The organism is Bradyrhizobium sp. 87 (genome assembly GCF_023073015.1).
In the GTDB taxonomy this organism is placed as follows: domain Bacteria; phylum Pseudomonadota; class Alphaproteobacteria; order Rhizobiales; family Xanthobacteraceae; genus Bradyrhizobium; species Bradyrhizobium canariense_D.
This window is the reverse complement of sequence record NZ_JADPIQ010000075.1, coordinates 288465-305802: the sequence shown is the minus strand read 5'-3', so window position 1 is coordinate 305802 and position 17338 is coordinate 288465. Positions and strand designations below refer to the sequence as shown.

The window sequence follows — 17338 nt, the reverse complement described above, 5'->3', positions numbered from 1 at the left end:
CCATGGTCGTTATCGTCGATACCATCTCGAACCCGCTGCGCCCACGTCACCCCGAAAAGGTGAACCGGCCCGATTCCGCCTCGCCGCCGAAGCCGGACTGGATCCGCGTACGCGCGCCCAACACCCGCGGCTATGCCGACACGCGCAACATCGTGCGCGCCAACGGCCTGCATACGGTGTGCGAGGAGGCGGGCTGCCCGAATATCGGCGAGTGCTGGGACAAGAAGCACGCGACCTTCATGATCATGGGCGACACCTGCACCCGCGCCTGTGCCTTCTGCAACGTCAAGACCGGCATGCCGAACGCGCTTGACGCGGCCGAGCCGCAGAACGTCGGCGAGGCCGTGGCCAAGCTCGGGCTTGCCCATGTCGTCATCACCTCCGTCGACCGCGACGATCTCACTGACGGCGGCGCCGAGCATTTCGCCCAGACCATCCGCGCGATCCGCGCCGCGTGCCCCTCGACCACGATCGAGATCCTGACGCCCGACTTCCTGCGCAAGGAGGGGGCGCTGGAGGTCGTCGTCGCGGCGAAGCCCGACGTGTTCAACCACAATCTCGAGACCGTGCCGTCGTGCTATCTCACGGTGCGGCCGGGCGCGCGCTATTTCCATTCGATCCGGCTGTTGCAGCGGGTCAAGGAGCTCGATCCCACCATCTTCACCAAGTCCGGCATCATGGTCGGCCTCGGCGAGGAGCGCCACGAGGTGCAGCAGGTGATGGACGATCTGCGTTCCGCCGACGTCGATTTCCTGACCATCGGGCAATATCTCCAGCCGACCCGCAAGCATCACGCCGTGATGCGCTACGTGCCGCCGGACGAGTTTTCGTCCTACGAGAAGGTCGCCTACACCAAGGGTTTCCTGATGGTGTCTGCGAGCCCGCTCACCCGTTCGTCGCATCATGCCGGCGAGGATTTTGCGAAACTGAAGGCCGCGCGGGCAGCAAGCGCCCGCTGAATCGCCATGCCCAATTTTTCGAGCAAGCGTCGTGTCGATCACAGCGCGTCCGAGATGTTTGATCTGGTCGCTGACGTCGAGCGCTACCCGGAATTCGTGCCGCTGTGCAGTGCGCTGAAGGTCCGTCAGCGCATGGCGAAACCCGACGGCACCGAGGTGCTGGTCGCGGACATGACGGTGTCGTTCAAGCTGGTCAGGGAATCCTTCACCAGCCGCGTGACGCTCGACCGCGCCAATTTGAAGATCCTGGTCGAATATCTGCAAGGTCCCTTCAGCAATCTGGAAAACCGTTGGACGTTCGAGCCCAAAGGCGAGAGCGTTTGCGATGTCGGCTTCTTCCTTGCCTACGAGTTCAAGAGCCGCATGCTGGCGCTCCTGATGGGCTCGATGTTCGACGCCGCGTTCGCGCGATTTTCCATCGCCTTCGAGAAGCGGGCGGATGCGATCTACGGACGGCGGAAGCTGGTGTCGTCGTAGTGGTTGCGGACGGGCACGCTCTCTCCTCCGTCATTGCGAAGAGCCCTTGCGACGAAGCAATCCAGAATCCCTCTGCGGAGAGACTCTGGATTGCTTCGCTGCGCTCGCAATGACGATGGGGAAGGCAGGCGTGCCAAAATTTCAATCCACCGCCTTCACGACATCCGGCGGCTGCGAGGCATAATACGCAGCGGCCTGCTCGATCTCCAGCGGCGTCATCGCACGGGCAATGTTGCGCATCTCTCGCCGTTGGTCTGGCATTACAGGGCCCACTCTCCAACATCGCCGCCGGCGTCATGCTGCTGCTGTTTCGACCCTTCCACATCGGCAATGACGTCGAGGTCACCGGCATGGCGGGGAAGGTCAAGTCGCTACGGGCTGGTGTGGGGCGCAGCCATCGTCAATCACAGTGCGATCAAGCAGTGCGTGCTCGATCACGTGAGTGCTTAACTCGCGGCTGCGTAAGGGATCTCACCCCCGCGGTGAGCGCGGCGGCCTGCGCTTCACCGCGTGCCGGCGCGGTGATCGTGTCACGCGCGGGCGCAGGCGGGTTACTGCGGCGGCACGTTTCGGCTTGGCCGTAACTTGCTGGCCGCGGGCGAGATCCATCAGCATGCGCAGCGCCTCGACCACGGAGCGCTGACGCACGGCGGTGCGGCCGATGGCGCCAAAGCGATGCTCGCGATGGACGATGCGTCCGTCGCGCGCGGCGGCGGCGAAATGCACGAGGCCAACCGGCTTGCCGGGCGTGGCGCCGCCGGGGCCGGCAATGCCGGTGATAGCGACTGCAAGATCGACGCCGGCACGCTCCAGCGCGCCGACCGCCATGGCTGTTGCCGTCTCCCTGCTGACGGCGCCGAAATTGGTGAGCGTGCTTGCCTCGACGCCGAGCATCGCGCGCTTGGCGTCGTTGGAATAGGTGACGAAGCCGCGATCGATGACGTCGGAAGAGCCGGGGATGTCGGTCAGCGCACCGGCAACCAGGCCGCCGGTGCAGGATTCCGCGGTCGCGATCGTCAGCTTGCGCATCCGGCACAAATCGAGCAGCGAGCGGGAGAGGGCGCGTGCGTCGCTGCCGGCCATGGCCTAGACACTCCAGGGCAGACGGATGGTGGCGCTCGCGGTGGCCGCGATGCCTTCCTCGCGGCCGGTGAAGCCGAGCCGCTCGCTGGTGGTCGCCTTGACCGCGACGCGGGAGATGTCGACGCCGGAAATCTCGGCGATGCGCGCGCGCATGGTCTCGCGCAAGGGGCCGATCTTCGGCCGCTCGCAGATCATGGTCACCTCGAGATTGGCGATGCGGCCGCCGCGCTGGGTGACGCGCTCGATGGCGTATTGCAAAAACTGGTCGGAGGAGGCGCCTTTCCACGTCGCGTCGCTGGGCGGAAAGTGCGATCCGATGTCGCCGTCAGCGAGCGCGCCCAGGATGGCGTCGACCAGCGCATGCAGGCCGACATCGCCGTCGGAATGGGCCAGGAAGCCTTTGGTGTGCGGCACGCGCACGCCGCATATCATGAGATGGTCGCCCTCGCCGAAGGCGTGGACGTCGTAGCCCGTGCCGGTCCTGATGTCGCCGAGCAGGCTTGCCAGCCGCGCTTCCTCGCGCACGAAATCCTCGGGAGTGGTGAGCTTCATATTGGCAACATCGCCTTCAAAGGTTGCAACCGTCAATCCCGCCCATTCGGCGATCGCGGCATCGTCGGTGAAATCGCTGCGCCCGTCCTTGGCCGCGCGACGATGCGCTTCGAGGATGACGTCGAAACGAAAGGATTGCGGCGTCTGCGCAACTCGCAACCGCGCCCGGTCCGGCGTGTCCTCGACATTGTCATTCTCGCCGGTGATCTTGATGGTGTCGGTGACGGGAACGACGGGGATCGCGGCGCCGGTGCGGCTGGCCGCATCGATCGCGCGGGTGATCACGCCTTCCGAAACGAAGGGTCGCGCGGCGTCGTGGATCAGGACGATGTCGGGCTTGTGCCTGGCGAGCGCTTCGAGACCGGCGAGCACCGAGGCCTGCCGGGTCGCGCCGCCATTGACCGGCGCCTCGTGGCCGAGCCCTGCGACCGCCGCCGTGAACATGGCGCTGTCGTCCGGGTTCACGACTGGCTGAACTGCGAACACGTCCGCATGACGGCTGAAGGCCTCCATGGCGCGATAGATCACCGGCACGCCGCCGATCTCGCGATATTGCTTGGGGCCACCGGCGCCTGCGCGCAGGCCGCGTCCGGCAGCGACGAGGACGACTGCGGTGCGCTGTGATTTCGCCATAGGACTCAAATACTCATTTGGTGATGAAGAGAGTCGGGGGTGGGGTGATCGCCGCATGCCTCTAGCACGGCAGGCCCGCAATGAAAGGGGGTTTCCCCGGATTGTGGGAAACAGCATTTTGCTGCACTGCACTTGAAAGATTTGCAGAACTGTCTAAACTGTAGGCATGACGCTTGACTGCACAAGAATTGTGCGCAAGATAGGGTCATGGCAGGCGCGATGAGGCGCTGCCAACGCAACGAGACCCCTGTGACCGGCTCGGTAGTATCAGGCTCTAAGCCATTGAAGATAGGCGATATTGATGTCGCCACCCCGGTCTTCCTGGCACCGATGTCGGGGGTGACTGACTCGCCCGTCCGCCGGCTTGCCGCGGAGTTGGGGGCCGGTCTGGTGGTGTCCGAAATGACGGCCAGCGACGAACTCGCCAATGGCCATCATATGTCCCGGTTGCGCTGCGAAGCCACGGGGATCGGTCCCCACGTGGTCCAGCTCGCCGGTTGCGAGACGCATTGGATGGCGGAGGGCGCCCGGATCGCTGAAGCCGAAGGCGCCGATATCATCGACATCAACATGGGCTGTCCGGCCCGTCACGTCACCGGCGGCCAGTCCGGTTCCGCCTTGATGCGCGACCTCGACCACGCCGTTAGCCTGATCGAAGCGACGATCGCGGCGGTGAAGGTACCGGTGACGCTGAAGATGCGGCTCGGCTGGGACGACCGCACCCGCAACGCGCCGGAACTGGCGCGGCGCGCACAGGCATCAGGCATCAAGCTCGTCACCGTGCACGGCCGCACCCGCTGCCAGTTCTACAGGGGCGAGGCCGATTGGGATGCGATCCGCGCCGTACGCGAGGCCATCTCCATTCCGCTCGTCGTCAATGGCGACATCACCACTTACGAGAAGGCCCTCGCGGCGTTAAAGGCCTCCGGCGCCGATGCCGTGATGATCGGCCGCGGCGCGCAGGGCCAGCCCTGGCTGCCCGGCCAGATCGGCCGCCGCCTCAAGGGTGGGGCGGTGGAAGCCACGCCGCCGCTCGAGACGCAGCTGCATTATGTGCGCACGCTTTATGAAGGCGTCTGCGCGCTCTACGGCCTGCGCATCGGCCTGCGGCATGCGCGAAAACATCTGGGCTGGGCGCTCGACGTCGCGGCCGATGTGAGTCGTGCGCCGGCCGAGAAGCTGAAATCCTGGCGCCAGAAAATCCTCACCTCGGAGGATCCGCACCTCGTTCACCGGTCACTGCAAGATGCCTTCGACGACTTCGCATGGAGCGCCGCTGCATGAGCTCAGTTGCTGAACATCGTCGGCCGTTTCCGTCCGACAGCGATGCCATCCTGGACGCACTTCCCAATCCCGTGCTGATGATCGGGCCGGACGGCAAAATCGTCGCCGCCAACATCGCAACCGAAGCCTTCTTCGATATCTCGACGCAGTTCTTGAAGCGGCAGTCGCTGAAAGAGCTGGTGCCGTTTGGCAGCCCCTTGCTGGCGCTGATCGACCAGGTGCGTTCGTCGAACGCACCTGTCAACGAGTACAAGGTCGATCTGGGCACGCCGCGCATGGGCGGGGACCGCCAGGTCGATCTGCACGTTGCCCCCGTCACGGAGCGGCCCGGCCATATCGTGGTGATGCTTCAGGAACGCTCCATCGCCGACAAGATGGACCGCCAGCTCACCCATCGCAGCGCCGCGCGCTCGGTGATCGCGCTCGCCGCGATGCTGGCGCACGAGATCAAGAACCCGCTCTCGGGCATCCGCGGCGCCGCGCAGCTCCTGGAGCAGCAGGCCTCCTCGGAAGACCGCATGCTGACGCGGCTGATCTGCGACGAGGCCGACCGCATCGTGACGCTGGTCGACCGCATGGAGGTGTTCGGCGACGAGCGCCCCGTGGTGCGCGGCCCCGTCAACATTCATTCGGTGCTCGATCACGTCAAACGGCTGGCGCAGTCCGGCTTTGCCCGCAACATCCGCTTCGTCGAGGATTACGATCCCTCGCTGCCCCCGGTGCTGGCGAACCAGGACCAGCTCATCCAGGTGTTTCTCAACCTGGTGAAGAACGCCGCCGAAGCGCTGATCGACGTTCCCGACGGCGAAATCCAGCTCACCACCGCGTTCCGCCCCGGCGTCCGCCTGTCAGTCCCGGGTCAAAAATCCCGTGTATCCCTGCCGCTCGAATTCTGCGTGAAGGACAACGGACCAGGCGTGCCGGACGATCTTCTGCCAAACCTGTTCGATCCCTTCGTCACCACCAAACAGACCGGCTCGGGTCTGGGCCTCGCGCTGGTCGCAAAGATCATCGGGGATCACGGGGGCATCATCGAATGCGAATCTCAGCCGCGCAAGACAACCTTCCGCGTGCTGATGCCGATGTATTCCACATCGGTGAAACATGCCGATCAAAGCAGTCACGACGGCTCTGCCGGGAAGTCGTCGTCTGCGTCACAGGGGGCGAAATGAGGATTAACGATGCCCGCAGGTAGCATTCTCGTTGCTGATGACGACACCGCCATCCGCACGGTTCTCAATCAGGCACTATCGCGCGCCGGCTACGAAGTGCGGCTGACCGGCAATGCCGCGACGCTGTGGCGCTGGGTCAGCCAGGGGGAGGGCGATCTCGTCATCACCGACGTGGTGATGCCCGACGAGAACGCGTTCGACCTGTTGCCGCGGATCAAGAAGATGCGGCCGAATTTGCCTGTTATCGTCATGAGCGCGCAAAACACCTTCATGACGGCTATCCGGGCCTCCGAGCGCGGCGCCTATGAATATCTGCCGAAGCCCTTCGATCTGAAGGAGCTGATCGCCATCGTCGGCCGCGCGCTGGCCGAGCCGAAGGAGCGGGTCTCGACGCCGAACGAGGACGCCGAGATGGAGGCGATCCCGCTGGTCGGCCGCTCGCCGGCGATGCAGGAAATCTATCGCGTGCTGGCGCGCCTGATGCAGACCGACCTCACCGTGATGATCACAGGCGAGTCCGGTACCGGCAAGGAGCTGGTGGCGCGCGCGTTGCACGACTACGGCAAGCGCCGCAATGGACCGTTCGTCGCGGTCAATATGGCGGCGATCCCGCGCGACCTGATCGAGTCGGAACTGTTCGGCCATGAGCGCGGCGCCTTCACCGGCGCCAACACCCGCGCCTCCGGCCGGTTCGAGCAGGCCGAGGGCGGCACGCTGTTCCTGGACGAGATCGGCGACATGCCGATGGAGGCGCAGACCCGTCTGCTGCGCGTGCTTCAGCAGGGCGAATACACCACGGTCGGCGGTCGCACCCCGATCAAGACCGACGTGCGCATCGTCGCGGCGTCCAACAAGGATCTGCGCGTCCTGATCCAGCAAGGCCTGTTCCGCGAAGATCTGTTCTTCCGCCTCAACGTCGTCCCGCTACGGCTGCCGCCGTTGCGCGAGCGCATCGAGGATCTGCCCGATCTCATCCGTCATTTCTTCGCGCTGGCGGAGAAGGACGGCCTGCCGCCGAAGAAGCTCGACACGCTGGCGCTGGAGCGGATGAAGCAGCACCGCTGGCCGGGCAATGTGCGCGAGCTCGAGAACCTCGCCCGTCGCCTCGCCGCGCTCTATCCGCAGGACGTGATCACGGGGTCCGTCATCGACGGCGAGCTGGCGCCACCCACGGTCAGCCCGGGTGCCGCAGTCCAGCATGGCGTCGACAATCTCGGCGGCGCCGTGGAGGCGTATCTCTCTTCGCACTTCCAGGGCTTCCCGAACGGCGTGCCGCCGCCGGGCCTCTATCACCGCATCCTGAAGGAGATCGAGGTGCCACTGCTCACGGCCGCGCTCGCGGCCACCCGCGGCAACCAGATCCGCGCCGCCGATCTGCTCGGCCTCAACCGCAACACGCTGCGGAAGAAGATCCGGGATCTCGATATCCAGGTGTATCGGAGCGGCGGCTAGCCCCCCGCAACGGCCGGTGGCTCAGCTCCCCCTACCAAGCGGAGCTGAGCCTGTCCGATCGCGTTGGCCGTCGTGGCTGACGCGGTGAGCAGAAGTCCCGATCGGACTGAAATGTTCCGCAGGAACATTCAAAAGGTCATTTCAGCCGCGGGACGCGGCCTCACACCTATCTGACAAACCGGCCTGAGACCTGTATTGCGCTGGCGACGTTCGCATTGGGCTCCTGCACCCCGAGACCATTGACCAGCAGGTCCGCCGCCACGATCAGCAGCAGCACGGCCGATACCATCATTGCGAGAAAGAACCTGTGCATGCTGGTCAAGCCGCCGGGGCTGGAATCCGTTCCCGCCCTCCGGCATGTCGCTGTGGATGCGCGGGTCGGTCGCGGCGGTGACGCCGCGGAATTGTCGCAATTCGGCAACAATGTGGTACGAATACATCAGTAGCCGCCCGCCGCGGCCCCCCGTTTTCAGCACCCATTGCCGGAATGACCAGCGCAGACACCTCGGCCGCATCCCTTGACACGGCCCCAGCAGAAGAGCCCCGGCGTTGGTCGGCGCGACGCTGGCTGGCGCCGTTCGCCGTGGCGCTGGCGCTGCTGTCGGCCTTGCTCACCTTCCTGGTCCTGACCGGCCTCACCAGCATCGAACTGACGCCGCAAGTTGTCCGTTCGTTCTATCTGAGCAACGCAGCCACCATCCTGCTGCTGGTCGGCATCATCATCCGCGAGCTCTGGCAGCTGATCCTGGCGCGACGGCGGGGCAGGGCGGCGGCGCGCCTCCATGTCCAGATCGTCAGCCTGTTCTCGATCGTGGCGGTGCTGCCGGCGGTGCTGGTCGCCGTCGTCGCCAACGTCACCATCGAGCGCGGCCTCGACCGCCTGTTCTCCGGCCCGACCAAGGAGGTGATCCAGAATTCACTGACGATCGCGCGGGCTTACATGCAGGACCATGCGCAGCTGATCCGGGGCGACATTCTCGGCATGGCCAACGACATCGCCCACGCGCGGCCGCTCTACGACCAGGATCGCCGCTCGTTTCGCGAATTGCTGACGTCCAGCGCCGCCTCGCGCAATTTGCCGGGCGCGATGATCATCGACAAGAACACCAACATTCTCGAATCCGCCGACACCGGCATGCGGCTGGCCTATTCGCCGCCGGCACCGGACTTCCTCAGCAACGTCAACGAATCCGAACCCGAGATCGCGGTGCTGCCCGATGCGAGCTTCGTCGCCGCGGTGGTCCGCTTGCGCGCCTTCAGTGACACATTCCTCTACGTCGCACGGCCGCTCGATCCGAATGTCGTCAACCAGCTCAAGCAGACCGAGGTCAGCGTCGCCGAATACGCCCAGATCGAGTCGCGCCGGCTCGGCATCCAGGTCGCGTTCGCGCTGATGTTCGCTGTGATCGCGCTGACCATCCTGATGGCCTCGGTGCTGATCGGCCTCAACTTCGCCAACTCGCTGGTCTCGCCGATCCGGCGGCTGATGAACGCGGCCCAGACGGTCTCGACGGGCGATCTCCATGTGAAAGTGCCGGTGCACCAGTCGGAAGGCGACCTCGCCCAGCTGGGTGAGACCTTCAACAAGATGACGGAGGAGTTGCGTAGCCAGCGCGACGAGCTCGTCAACGCCAGCGAGCTCATCGACAGCCGCCGCCGCTTCATCGAGGCGGTGCTGTCGTCCGCCAGCGCCGGCATCATCGGCGTGGATACCTCAGGCAGCGTCGGCATTCTCAACCGTTCCGCCGAAAAGCTGATCGGTCACTCCGAAGCCGAGACGCTCGGCCATCCGCTCTCCGACGTGCTGCCCGAGCTCGAAGAGATGATGAAGACGGCGCGGGAAGGGACCCAGCGCCTGGTGCAGGGGCAGATCACGATCACGCGCGACGGGCAGGAACGCAATCTGTCGGTCCGCGTCAGCGCCGAGAAGACCAGCCAGCCGCACGACAGCTACATCATCACGCTCGACGACATCACCGAACTGGTCTCGGCGCAACGCACCTCGGCCTGGGGCGACGTCGCGCGCCGCATCGCGCATGAGATCAAGAATCCGCTGACCCCGATCCAGCTCTCCGCCGAACGCATTCGCCGCAAATTCGGCAAGGACATCACGGAGGGCAAGGACAAGCAGATCTTCGAACAGTGCACCGACACCATCGTGCGTCAGGTCGACGACATCCGCCGCATGGTCGACGAGTTCTCGCGCTTTGCGCGGATGCCTAAGCCGGTCATGGAGGGTGAGGACGTCGCCGACACAGTGCGGCAGGCGGTGTTCCTGATGAAGGTCGCCCACCCCGAGATCGATATCGAGGCCGAGTTCAAGGAAGACCCGCTGCGCGCGCAGTTCGACCGGCGGCTGATCTCGCAGGCCGTCACCAACATCGTCAAGAACGCCACCGAGGCAATCGAGCAGGTCCCCCTGGAGGAGCTCGGCAAGGGCCGGATCGACGTCGTGGTCTCGCGCGAGGGCGAGGACGTGCTGATCGACGTCGTCGACAACGGCATCGGTCTGCCCAAGGTGGCGCGCTCGCGCCTGCTCGAGCCCTATGTGACGACACGCGCCAAAGGCACCGGCCTTGGGCTCGCGATCGTCGGTCGCGTGCTGGAAGACCATGGCGGGCGCATCGAGCTGAAGGATGCCTCGGACTTCCGCGAGGGCCAGCGCGGCGCCTGGATGCGGATGCGTTTTGCGATCGCCGGCGCTCCCGCGAAAAGCGAGGGGGCCGAACCGGCAGCCGCGGCAACGACCAAGCCGGAAAGCGGCGAAACGGCCACGCAATCCCTCAAGGATCCGGAAACAAAAGAGGCGGCCGTCGAAACCAAAAAGCCGGCTGAAAAGACCAATGATTCAACGAAGATCAAAGCCTCAACAGGCAGCTGAGAAAACAGGCGATCCATGGCAAGTGAAATTCTGATTGTCGATGATGAGGCCGATATTCGGGATCTCGTTGCGGGCATCCTCGAAGACGAGGGTTTCGTGACCCGGACCGCGCGCGACAGCGATACGGCGCTCGCCGAGATCGCCAACCGCAGGCCGCATCTGGTGTTCCTCGACATCTGGCTGCAGGGCTCCAAGCTCGACGGCTTGCAGCTCTTGGAGCAGGTCAAGAAGGACAACCCCGATCTGCCGGTCGTGATGATCTCCGGCCACGGCAACATCGAGACTGCGGTCGCCGCGATCAAGCGTGGCGCCTACGACTTCATCGAGAAGCCGTTCAAGACCGACCGGCTGATCCTGGTCGCCAACCGTGCACTGGAGAACTCGCGGCTCAAGCGCGAGGTCAAGGAGCTGAAGCAGCTCGCGCCGAGCGCAAGCTCGCTGGTCGGCCGCTCGCCCAGCATGAACCAGCTGCGCCAGACCATCGAGCGTGCGGCCAAGGCCAACAGCCGCATCCTGATCGTCGGCCCCGCGGGCGCCGGCAAGGAACTGACCGCCCGCACGTTGCACACGGCCTCGGGCCGCGCCGACGGCCCCTTCGTCGTCATCAACGCCGCTGCGATCACGCCCGAGCGGATGGAGCACGAGCTGTTCGGCATCGAGCAGTCCAACGGCGAGCACGCGCGCAAGCCCGGCGCACTCGAAGAGGCTCATGGCGGCACGCTGTTCATCGACGAGATCGCGGACATGCCGCGCGAGACCCAGAACAAGATCTTGCGCGTGCTGGTCGAGCAGTCGTTCCAGCGCGTCGGCGGCAACGGCAAGGTGCAGGTCGACGTCCGCATCATCTCCTCCACCGCGCGCAACCTCGAAGAGGAAATCGCGGCCGGTCATTTCCGCGAGGACCTCTATCACCGGCTCTCGGTGGTGCCGATCCGCGTGCCCGCATTGTCGGAGCGGCGTGAAGACATTCCGGAATTGATCGACTATTTCATGGAGCAGATCTCCGCGGGCAGCGGCCTGCCCAAGCGGCAGATCGGCCAGGACGCGATGGCGGTACTGCAGTCGCATGTCTGGCCGGGCAATGTGCGCCAGCTCCGCAACAACGTTGAGAGAGTCATGATTCTCGCCGCTGGCGGGCCGGAAGTCATCATCACTGCCGACATGCTGCCGCAGGATGTCGGCTCCATGGTGCCCGCGATGCCGACCAGCAACAATGGCGAGCACATCATGGGCCTGCCGCTGCGCGAAGCGCGCGAAGTGTTCGAGCGCGACTATTTGATTGCACAGATCAGCCGTTTTTCAGGAAATATTTCTCGCACGGCCGAGTTTGTTGGCATGGAACGCTCGGCGCTGCACCGGAAGTTGAAGGCGCTCGGCGTCGGCTAACGCTGCGACGTCGTTGGAATAGGCGAGGAAAATCATCGATTTCCGTAGTTTTTCGGGGCAATACGGCATGGGCTGCCGCGTGAAGCGGCTTGCCTAATAAGCCTACCTGTCCTCTAATTGAACCGCTGTCCCCCCGAGGGGGATCTCATGAGGGACGGCAACCGGACGAGGACCCCGAGTTTCAAAAGAGGGCCGCAACCGGCGCAATAAAAAGAAACTCAAAGCGAGAAAAAAAATGGCGGCAGACCGCGCACAAAACCTGCAGGACACCTTCCTTAATCACGTTCGCAAAACCAAAACGCCACTGACGATCTTTCTGGTCAACGGAGTGAAGCTCCAGGGCATCGTGACCTGGTTCGACAATTTCTGTTTGCTGCTTCGGCGCGACGGTCACTCGCAGCTCGTCTACAAGCATGCGATCTCGACCATCATGCCGGGCGCTCCGATCCAGCTGTTCGAAGGCGGCGAGGATCAGCCGGCTTGAGAGTGATCTGATTGGAACCCCGGAATTTCGACGGGGATGCCGACCGTCCGCGGTCGGCAGGGGGTACGCAGACGGGGCGGGTGCTTGTCATCGGTCCCTATTTGCGGGTGCGCGCAGGCAGTGCCGACGCGCAATCGGAAGCTCATGTCGTGCGTGACGCGGAAGCCCGGCTCGACGAAGCCGCCGGCCTCGCGCGCGCGATCGATCTCGTCGTTGCCGACGCCATCATCGCGCCGATCAGCCAGATCCGCCCTGCGACCTATATCGGCAAGGGTAAGGTCGAGGAGATCGCCGCGCTCGCCAAGAGCCTCGACGTCGAACTCGTGGTGATGGATTGCGCGCTTGCGCCGATCCAGCAGCGCAACCTCGAGAAGGAGTTGCAGGCAAAGGTGCTCGACCGCACCGGTCTCATCCTGGAAATCTTCGGCCGCCGCGCCAAGACCAAGGAAGGCTCGCTCCAGGTCGAGCTCGCGCATCTCAACTATCAACGTTCGCGCCTGGTGCGCTCATGGACCCATCTCGAGCGCCAGCGCGGCGGCTTTGGATTCATGGGCGGTCCCGGCGAGACGCAGATCGAAGCCGACCGCCGCCTGATCCAGGAGCGCATCTCCAAGCTCGAGGGCGAACTGAAGAAGGTGCAGGCCACACGCCGCCTGCATCGCGCAGGCCGCCAGCGGGTGCCGTACCGCGTCGTGGCGCTGGTCGGCTACACCAATGCCGGCAAATCGACGCTGTTCAACCGCCTGACCCGCGCCGACGTGCAGGCCGCCGACATGCTGTTCGCCACGCTGGATCCGACCCTGCGCGCGCTCACCCTGCCGCATGGCGGCAAGGCGATGCTGTCGGACACCGTCGGTTTCATCTCCAATCTGCCGACGCAGCTCGTCGCCGCCTTCCGCGCCACGCTGGAGGAGGTGCTGGAGGCCGACGTCATCCTGCATGTGCGCGACATCTCGCACGACGATGCCGAGGCGCAGCAGAGCGACGTCGACGCGGTGCTGCGCCAGCTCGGCATCAATCCCGATGATTCAGGCCGCATCATTGAGGTCTGGAACAAGATCGACCGTTATGGTCCCGAACAGCGCGAAGAACTCTTGAATATCGCCGCGCGCAGGCCGGAGGACCATCCCGCGATGCTGGTGTCGGCCGTGTCGGGCGAAGGGGTCGACGCGCTGCTCGCCGCGATCGAGGAGCGCTTGGCCGCCAAGCGCATCACGCTCGACCTCTCCATCGATGCCTCCGACGGCGCCGGCATCAGCTGGCTGCATCGGAATTCCGAAGTGCTGGCGAAAGAGCTGCACGACGGCCGCTTCGACATGACGGTGCGGGTGGACGAGACCAAGCGGGATATCGTGGTGAACCGGTTCGATGCGGTGCCGCGACTGTCCGTGTAGTTAGTGTCGTCCCGGCCGAGTTAGCGGCCGGCTTGCTTGCGCTCCTCTGGTGACGACTGCTTCGCACTCTTCGCCTCATTCCACAACGCGTCCATCTCCGCCAGCGACGCCTGCTCGAGGGTCCGCCCCTGCGCCTCCAGCGCCCGTTCGATATAGGCAAACCGCCGCTCGAACTTCGTGTTGGTCGCCCGCAGCGCGGCTTCCGGATCGGCATCGACATGGCGGGCGAGGTTGACCAGCGCGAACATCAGGTCGCCGGTCTCTTCCGCCAACCCCTCGCTGTCGTTGCGATCGAGTGCGGCCTCGATCTCGTCGGCTTCCTCGCGGATTTTTGCCAGCACCGCGCGCGGATCGTTCCAGTCGAAGCCGACAGTGGAGGCCTTGCGCTGCAGCTCCATGGCGCGCGTCAGGGCGGGCTGGCCGGCCTTCACGCCTGACAGCAGCGACTTGTGGGACGGCGCTTCCTGGGGTGGCCGGCGCGCGGCGCGCTCGGCTTTCTCCTCGGCCTTGATGCGGTCCCAGACTTCCTTGACGTGGGAGGAGGCGAGATTGCCCTCCTTGTCGGCGAAGACGTGCGGATGGCGCCGGATCATCTTGCGGGTGATGGCCTCGACGACATCGCCGAAGGCAAAGGCGTTCTGCTCCTCGGCCATCTGAGCATGGAACACCACCTGCAGCAGGAGGTCGCCGAGCTCCTCGCAGAGATCGTCGAGATCGCCGCGGCTGATGGCCTCGACCACCTCATAGGCTTCCTCGATCGTATAGGGGGCGATGGTCGCAAAATTCTGCTCGAGGTCCCAGGGGCAGCCAGTCACCGGCGTGCGCAGCGCCGCCATGATCTCGATCAGGCGGGAAATGTCGCGGGAAGGGGTCATTGCGGGCATTCTCCTGGCTCTCAAGCCTTATGCCAAAAGCGCCCCCGTTCCCAGCGTAGCGCGGCGGAACAGGGTGATTTCCACCGGTTGGCGCGCCAGATTGGCGAGCCGCGTGCGCAGTGCTAAAGCGCGGGCCATGACTGACGCATCTTCATCCGAAACCGCGCTGGTGCTGTTTTCCGGCGGCCAGGATTCCACCACCTGCCTTGCCTGGGCGCTGAATCGTTTTGCGCACGTGGAGACGCTTGGGTTCGATTACGGGCAGCGCCACGCCATCGAGCTTGCCTGCCGCGACCGGCTGTTCGACGGCATCAAGGGCCTGCGCACGGATTGGGCTTCCAGGCTCGGGGAGAGCCACACGCTAGCGATCCCGACGCTGGCGGCCGTGTCCGAGACGGCGCTGACGCGCGACGTCGCGATTGCGATGGGCGCCGACGGCCTGCCGAACACGTTCGTGCCCGGCCGCAATCTGGTGTTTTTGACTTTCGCCGCGGCGCTGGCCTATCGGCGCGGCATCAGTTACATCGTCGGCGGCATGTGCGAGACCGACTATTCCGGTTATCCCGATTGCCGCGACGACGCCATCCGCGCGATGCAGGCCGCGCTGTCGCTCGGCATGGCCCGCAAGTTCGAGCTGCATACCCCGCTGATGTGGATCGACAAGGCCGCGACGTGGAAGCTCGCCCATGACCTCGGCGGCGACGGGCTGGTCGACCTCATCCGCGAGCAGTCGCACACCTGCTACCTCGGCGAACGCGGCGCGCAGCATGATTGGGGATACGGCTGCGGAGAATGCCCGGCGTGCAGCCTGCGGGCGAAGGGGTGGCGGGAGTACGTGGCGGGACGGTGATACCATAGACTCGGTGTCATCACCCGCGAAAGCGGGTGATCCAGTACTCCGAGAAGGTAGCGATAATCGACAGGCCGCGGCGTACTGGATTCCCCGCCTTCGCGGGGAATGACAGTGTTGGTTGGGATTAGAGTGTACCCAAGCAACGCGCAAAGGGACTACGGCGCAAAATCCTCCGCCTTCAGCTCGATCGGCTTGCCGTGCGGGGTGCGATCGGCCGCGTGGTCCCAGGCGTCGCGGTAGCGATGCAACGTCTCCGCAGACGCAACGCCCTTGCGCGCGACCAGCCCCTCCAGCGTGGCGAGCCAATGGAGATAGTAGGTCTCGCCCGTATCGGGATCGCCGGCCGCCTGCGCGCGCTTGATCTCGGAGGCCAGGGCTGCCGCCCATTCGGGCCAGGTGAACACGCCGCGCTCGTGCAGCGTCAGCGCCATCGCGAAGGCGTGCGCCTCCCAGGGCGCGCGGAACACCGGGCCGTCATCGTCGCGCGGAATGCTCGGGATCGCTGCCGTCGCGGCAGCAGCAGCCGTGCTGCTCATCACGCCGGGTCCAGATACGGCTCGAACGCATCGATCGAGACTTTCGAGGTCGGATCGCCGTCCGCGCCCCAGAGATCGCGGCCCTCGAACACGACAGTGTAGAGCCATTGCGGATTCTCGCCGAGCTCCATCGCCGCCGAGTCCGGAAACACGTGGCAGCCATGGTTCAGCTCGACGATTCCGACATGACCACGCACGTAGCGCGGCAGGCGGGTGTGGGTCGCCGGGTGAATGTTCTTCGCGCGGACCTTGTCACCGATCTTGAATTTCGCCGGCGCCGGGGCAGGGCGGGCGAACTTGCCGCGCACCATGATGCGCTCGACCTGGCCGAGATCAAACTTGCCGTGCTTGAGCGCCTTGGCCGGCTGCATCGCGTGGCCGGCGGCGACTTCCTCCCGAGTGAGGTAGCCCTTCTCGATCAGCATCTCCTCGAGCCCGAGAAACCATTTCTTGTAGTAGGAGCTCGAGAGATAGATATGCGGCGGGATCGTCTCGCGATAGAAGCGCGAGGTGTCGATGTTGAAGGCGCCGGCCGCGCCCATCGCGCGTACCATGGCGAGAACACGCGACTCCCATTCCTCGTGGAACACCGGCTCGTTCGGTTCGGGCTCGACCTTGCCGAACCCGTCCATGCCGCCCATGTCGTGCACGCCGTTCATGACGGCGCCCCCGGCGCCTTGGGAAAGCCGGTGCCGATCATGGAATCGCGCGTGACCAGCTCGGCGAGCTGCTCCTCGCTCCAGCCTTCGGTCCCTGCGGGGCGCATCGGCAGCACCAGAAAGCGCGTTTCGGCGGTCGAATCCCATACCCGGATTTCAACGTCCTTGGCGACTTGCACGCCGAAATCGGCGAGCACGCCGCGCGGGTCCTTCACCGCGCGGGAGCGATAGGGCGCGGCCTTGTACCAGACCGGCGGCAGCCCCAGCATTTCCCAGGGGTAGCAGGAGCACAGCGTGCACACGACCATGTTGTGACGTTGCGGCGTGTTCTCGACCACGACGAGGTGGTCGCCGACGCGGCTGACATGGCCGAGCGTGCCGATCGCCTTCGAGCCGTCCTCCAGCAGTGCCTTCTTGAACGCCGGATCGCTCCAGGCCTTGGCGACAACGCGCGCGCCGTTATGGGGGCCGATCCGGGTCTCATAGGCCTGGATGATGGCGTCGAGCGCGGCCGGCTCGACATAGCCTTTTTCGGTCAGGATCGTCTCGAGCGCGCGCACGCGCAGCTCGGTCTCCGACAGCTCGGAATGGTCGTGATCGTGGTGATGATGGTCGCTCATGGGGCGAAGATAGTCCCAGAATCCGGGCGTTGTCGAGG

17 protein-coding genes and 2 pseudogenes are annotated in these 17338 nt (G+C 65.1%); 11 read left to right on the top strand and 8 right to left on the bottom strand.

Annotated features, from left to right (window positions below; genetic code table 11):
- The first annotated feature begins 2 nt into the window (after positions 1–2).
- Together lipA and IVB50_RS18050 are read left to right on the top strand one after the other, a co-directional pair.
- Positions 3–959, top strand: a complete 957-nt coding sequence (gene lipA / locus IVB50_RS18055) for a lipoyl synthase (RefSeq protein ID WP_007591147.1) — start codon at positions 3–5, stop codon at positions 957–959.
- 6 nt (positions 960–965) lie between these two features.
- Positions 966–1436, top strand: coding sequence for a type II toxin-antitoxin system RatA family toxin (locus IVB50_RS18050; RefSeq protein ID WP_018457820.1), 471 nt, complete (start codon positions 966–968; stop codon positions 1434–1436).
- 141 nt (positions 1437–1577) lie between these two features.
- On the opposite strand, the pseudogene IVB50_RS42730 reads toward IVB50_RS18050, so the two are convergent.
- Positions 1578–1682: pseudogene (locus IVB50_RS42730) on the bottom strand (cytochrome c4); the annotation flags it as partial.
- On the opposite strand from IVB50_RS42730, the pseudogene IVB50_RS18045 reads away from it, so the two are divergent.
- Positions 1676–1810, top strand: a pseudogene (locus tag IVB50_RS18045) (mechanosensitive ion channel domain-containing protein); the annotation flags it as partial. The pseudogenes IVB50_RS42730 and IVB50_RS18045 sit on opposite strands and share 7 nt — an antisense overlap.
- Before the next feature lie 97 nt (positions 1811–1907).
- Here IVB50_RS18045 and IVB50_RS18040 read toward each other — a convergent pair.
- Both IVB50_RS18040 and IVB50_RS18035 read right to left on the bottom strand, forming a co-directional pair.
- Positions 1908–2519 carry a CinA family protein gene (locus tag IVB50_RS18040; RefSeq protein WP_247296767.1) on the bottom strand — a complete coding sequence of 204 codons (612 nt, stop codon included), beginning with the start codon at positions 2517–2519 and terminating at the stop codon, positions 1908–1910.
- A 3-nt stretch (positions 2520–2522) separates the two neighbouring features.
- The gene (locus IVB50_RS18035) at positions 2523–3704 is read right to left on the bottom strand and encodes a bifunctional 2-C-methyl-D-erythritol 4-phosphate cytidylyltransferase/2-C-methyl-D-erythritol 2,4-cyclodiphosphate synthase (protein WP_247296764.1); all 1182 of its coding nucleotides are present in this window, start codon (positions 3702–3704) and stop codon (positions 2523–2525) included.
- Positions 3705–3986: 282 nt separating this feature from the next.
- On the opposite strand from IVB50_RS18035, the gene dusB reads away from it, so the two are divergent.
- Genes dusB through ntrC form a run of 3 tightly spaced genes read left to right on the top strand, consistent with a single transcriptional unit; the run spans position 3987 to position 7612 of the window.
- Positions 3987–4988 carry a tRNA dihydrouridine synthase DusB gene (gene dusB / locus IVB50_RS18030; RefSeq protein WP_247296839.1) on the top strand — a complete coding sequence of 334 codons (1002 nt, stop codon included), beginning with the start codon at positions 3987–3989 and terminating at the stop codon, positions 4986–4988.
- Entirely contained in the window at positions 4985–6160 is a 1176-nt protein-coding gene (locus IVB50_RS18025; protein ID WP_026233448.1) for a nitrogen regulation protein NR(II), read from the top strand. Before dusB ends, IVB50_RS18025 begins: the two co-directional genes overlap by 4 nt.
- Positions 6161–6169: 9 nt before the next feature.
- A complete protein-coding gene (gene ntrC, locus IVB50_RS18020) occupies positions 6170–7612 on the top strand; it encodes a nitrogen regulation protein NR(I) (protein ID WP_007610301.1) in 1443 nt (480 codons plus the stop codon).
- Between the two features lie 166 nt (positions 7613–7778).
- Here the strand turns inward: ntrC and IVB50_RS18015 are convergent, their stop codons facing one another.
- On the bottom strand, positions 7779–7925 hold the full coding sequence (locus IVB50_RS18015) for a hypothetical protein (protein ID WP_018457826.1): 147 nt from the start codon (positions 7923–7925) through the stop codon (positions 7779–7781).
- Positions 7926–8099: 174 nt separating this feature from the next.
- Between IVB50_RS18015 and IVB50_RS18010 the strand changes: the two genes are divergently transcribed.
- The 4 genes from IVB50_RS18010 to hflX all read left to right on the top strand — a co-directional run bounded on the left by IVB50_RS18010 (position 8100) and on the right by hflX (position 13757).
- Positions 8100–10493, top strand: a complete 2394-nt coding sequence (locus IVB50_RS18010; RefSeq protein WP_247296762.1) for a PAS domain-containing sensor histidine kinase — start codon at positions 8100–8102, stop codon at positions 10491–10493.
- 15 nt (positions 10494–10508) lie between these two features.
- The gene (locus IVB50_RS18005; RefSeq protein ID WP_007591127.1) at positions 10509–11879 is read left to right on the top strand and encodes a sigma-54 dependent transcriptional regulator; all 1371 of its coding nucleotides are present in this window, start codon (positions 10509–10511) and stop codon (positions 11877–11879) included.
- A 235-nt stretch (positions 11880–12114) separates the two neighbouring features.
- On the top strand, positions 12115–12363 hold the full coding sequence (gene hfq / locus IVB50_RS18000) for an RNA chaperone Hfq (RefSeq protein WP_007591126.1): 249 nt from the start codon (positions 12115–12117) through the stop codon (positions 12361–12363).
- 11 nt (positions 12364–12374) lie between these two features.
- Entirely contained in the window at positions 12375–13757 is a 1383-nt protein-coding gene (gene hflX / locus IVB50_RS17995; protein WP_026233449.1) for a GTPase HflX, read from the top strand.
- Positions 13758–13777: 20 nt separating this feature from the next.
- Here hflX and mazG read toward each other — a convergent pair whose 3' ends face one another.
- Positions 13778–14632 (bottom strand): nucleoside triphosphate pyrophosphohydrolase, encoded by an 855-nt coding sequence (mazG, locus tag IVB50_RS17990; protein ID WP_018457830.1) that lies wholly within the window; start codon positions 14630–14632, stop codon positions 13778–13780.
- Positions 14633–14768: 136 nt separating this feature from the next.
- On the opposite strand from mazG, the gene queC reads away from it, so the two are divergent.
- Positions 14769–15482: a 7-cyano-7-deazaguanine synthase QueC gene (gene queC, locus IVB50_RS17985; RefSeq protein WP_018457831.1), complete on the top strand. Its 714-nt coding sequence runs from the start codon at positions 14769–14771 to the stop codon at positions 15480–15482.
- A 158-nt stretch (positions 15483–15640) separates the two neighbouring features.
- Here queC and IVB50_RS17980 read toward each other — a convergent pair whose 3' ends face one another.
- From IVB50_RS17980 to nthA, 3 genes are read right to left on the bottom strand one after another with little or no spacing between them, the layout of a single operon-like run.
- Positions 15641–16021 (bottom strand): nitrile hydratase accessory protein, encoded by a 381-nt coding sequence (locus IVB50_RS17980; RefSeq protein ID WP_018457832.1) that lies wholly within the window; start codon positions 16019–16021, stop codon positions 15641–15643.
- Positions 16021–16680 (bottom strand): nitrile hydratase subunit beta, encoded by a 660-nt coding sequence (nthB, locus tag IVB50_RS17975; RefSeq protein ID WP_018457833.1) that lies wholly within the window; start codon positions 16678–16680, stop codon positions 16021–16023. Before nthB ends, IVB50_RS17980 begins: the two co-directional genes overlap by 1 nt.
- Positions 16677–17300, bottom strand: a complete 624-nt coding sequence (nthA, locus tag IVB50_RS17970; protein ID WP_085349816.1) for a nitrile hydratase subunit alpha — start codon at positions 17298–17300, stop codon at positions 16677–16679. The genes nthB and nthA overlap by 4 nt, the downstream gene beginning before the upstream one ends.
- Positions 17301–17338 lie beyond the last annotated feature (38 nt).

Excerpts from the sequence above, each read along its gene's own strand:
- queC (WP_018457831.1), top strand. The coding sequence starts at position 14,769 with ATGACTGACGCATCTTCATCCGAAACCGCGCTGGTGCTGTTTTCCGGC.
- nthB (WP_018457833.1), bottom strand. The coding sequence starts at position 16,680 with ATGAACGGCGTGCACGACATGGGCGGCATGGACGGGTTCGGCAAGGTC.
- nthA (WP_085349816.1), bottom strand. The coding sequence starts at position 17,300 with ATGAGCGACCATCATCACCACGATCACGACCATTCCGAGCTGTCGGAG.
- mazG (WP_018457830.1), bottom strand. The coding sequence starts at position 14,632 with ATGACCCCTTCCCGCGACATTTCCCGCCTGATCGAGATCATGGCGGCG.
- ntrC (WP_007610301.1), top strand. The coding sequence starts at position 6,170 with ATGCCCGCAGGTAGCATTCTCGTTGCTGATGACGACACCGCCATCCGC.
- IVB50_RS17980 (WP_018457832.1), bottom strand. The coding sequence starts at position 16,021 with ATGAGCAGCACGGCTGCTGCTGCCGCGACGGCAGCGATCCCGAGCATT.
- hfq (WP_007591126.1), top strand. The coding sequence starts at position 12,115 with ATGGCGGCAGACCGCGCACAAAACCTGCAGGACACCTTCCTTAATCAC.
- IVB50_RS18040 (WP_247296767.1), bottom strand. The coding sequence starts at position 2,519 with ATGGCCGGCAGCGACGCACGCGCCCTCTCCCGCTCGCTGCTCGATTTG.
- IVB50_RS18025 (WP_026233448.1), top strand. The coding sequence starts at position 4,985 with ATGAGCTCAGTTGCTGAACATCGTCGGCCGTTTCCGTCCGACAGCGAT.
- IVB50_RS18010 (WP_247296762.1), top strand. The coding sequence starts at position 8,100 with ATGACCAGCGCAGACACCTCGGCCGCATCCCTTGACACGGCCCCAGCA.
- IVB50_RS18005 (WP_007591127.1), top strand. The coding sequence starts at position 10,509 with ATGGCAAGTGAAATTCTGATTGTCGATGATGAGGCCGATATTCGGGAT.
- IVB50_RS18015 (WP_018457826.1), bottom strand. The coding sequence starts at position 7,925 with ATGCACAGGTTCTTTCTCGCAATGATGGTATCGGCCGTGCTGCTGCTG.
- IVB50_RS18035 (WP_247296764.1), bottom strand. The coding sequence starts at position 3,704 with ATGGCGAAATCACAGCGCACCGCAGTCGTCCTCGTCGCTGCCGGACGC.
- IVB50_RS18050 (WP_018457820.1), top strand. The coding sequence starts at position 966 with ATGCCCAATTTTTCGAGCAAGCGTCGTGTCGATCACAGCGCGTCCGAG.
- lipA (WP_007591147.1), top strand. The coding sequence starts at position 3 with ATGGTCGTTATCGTCGATACCATCTCGAACCCGCTGCGCCCACGTCAC.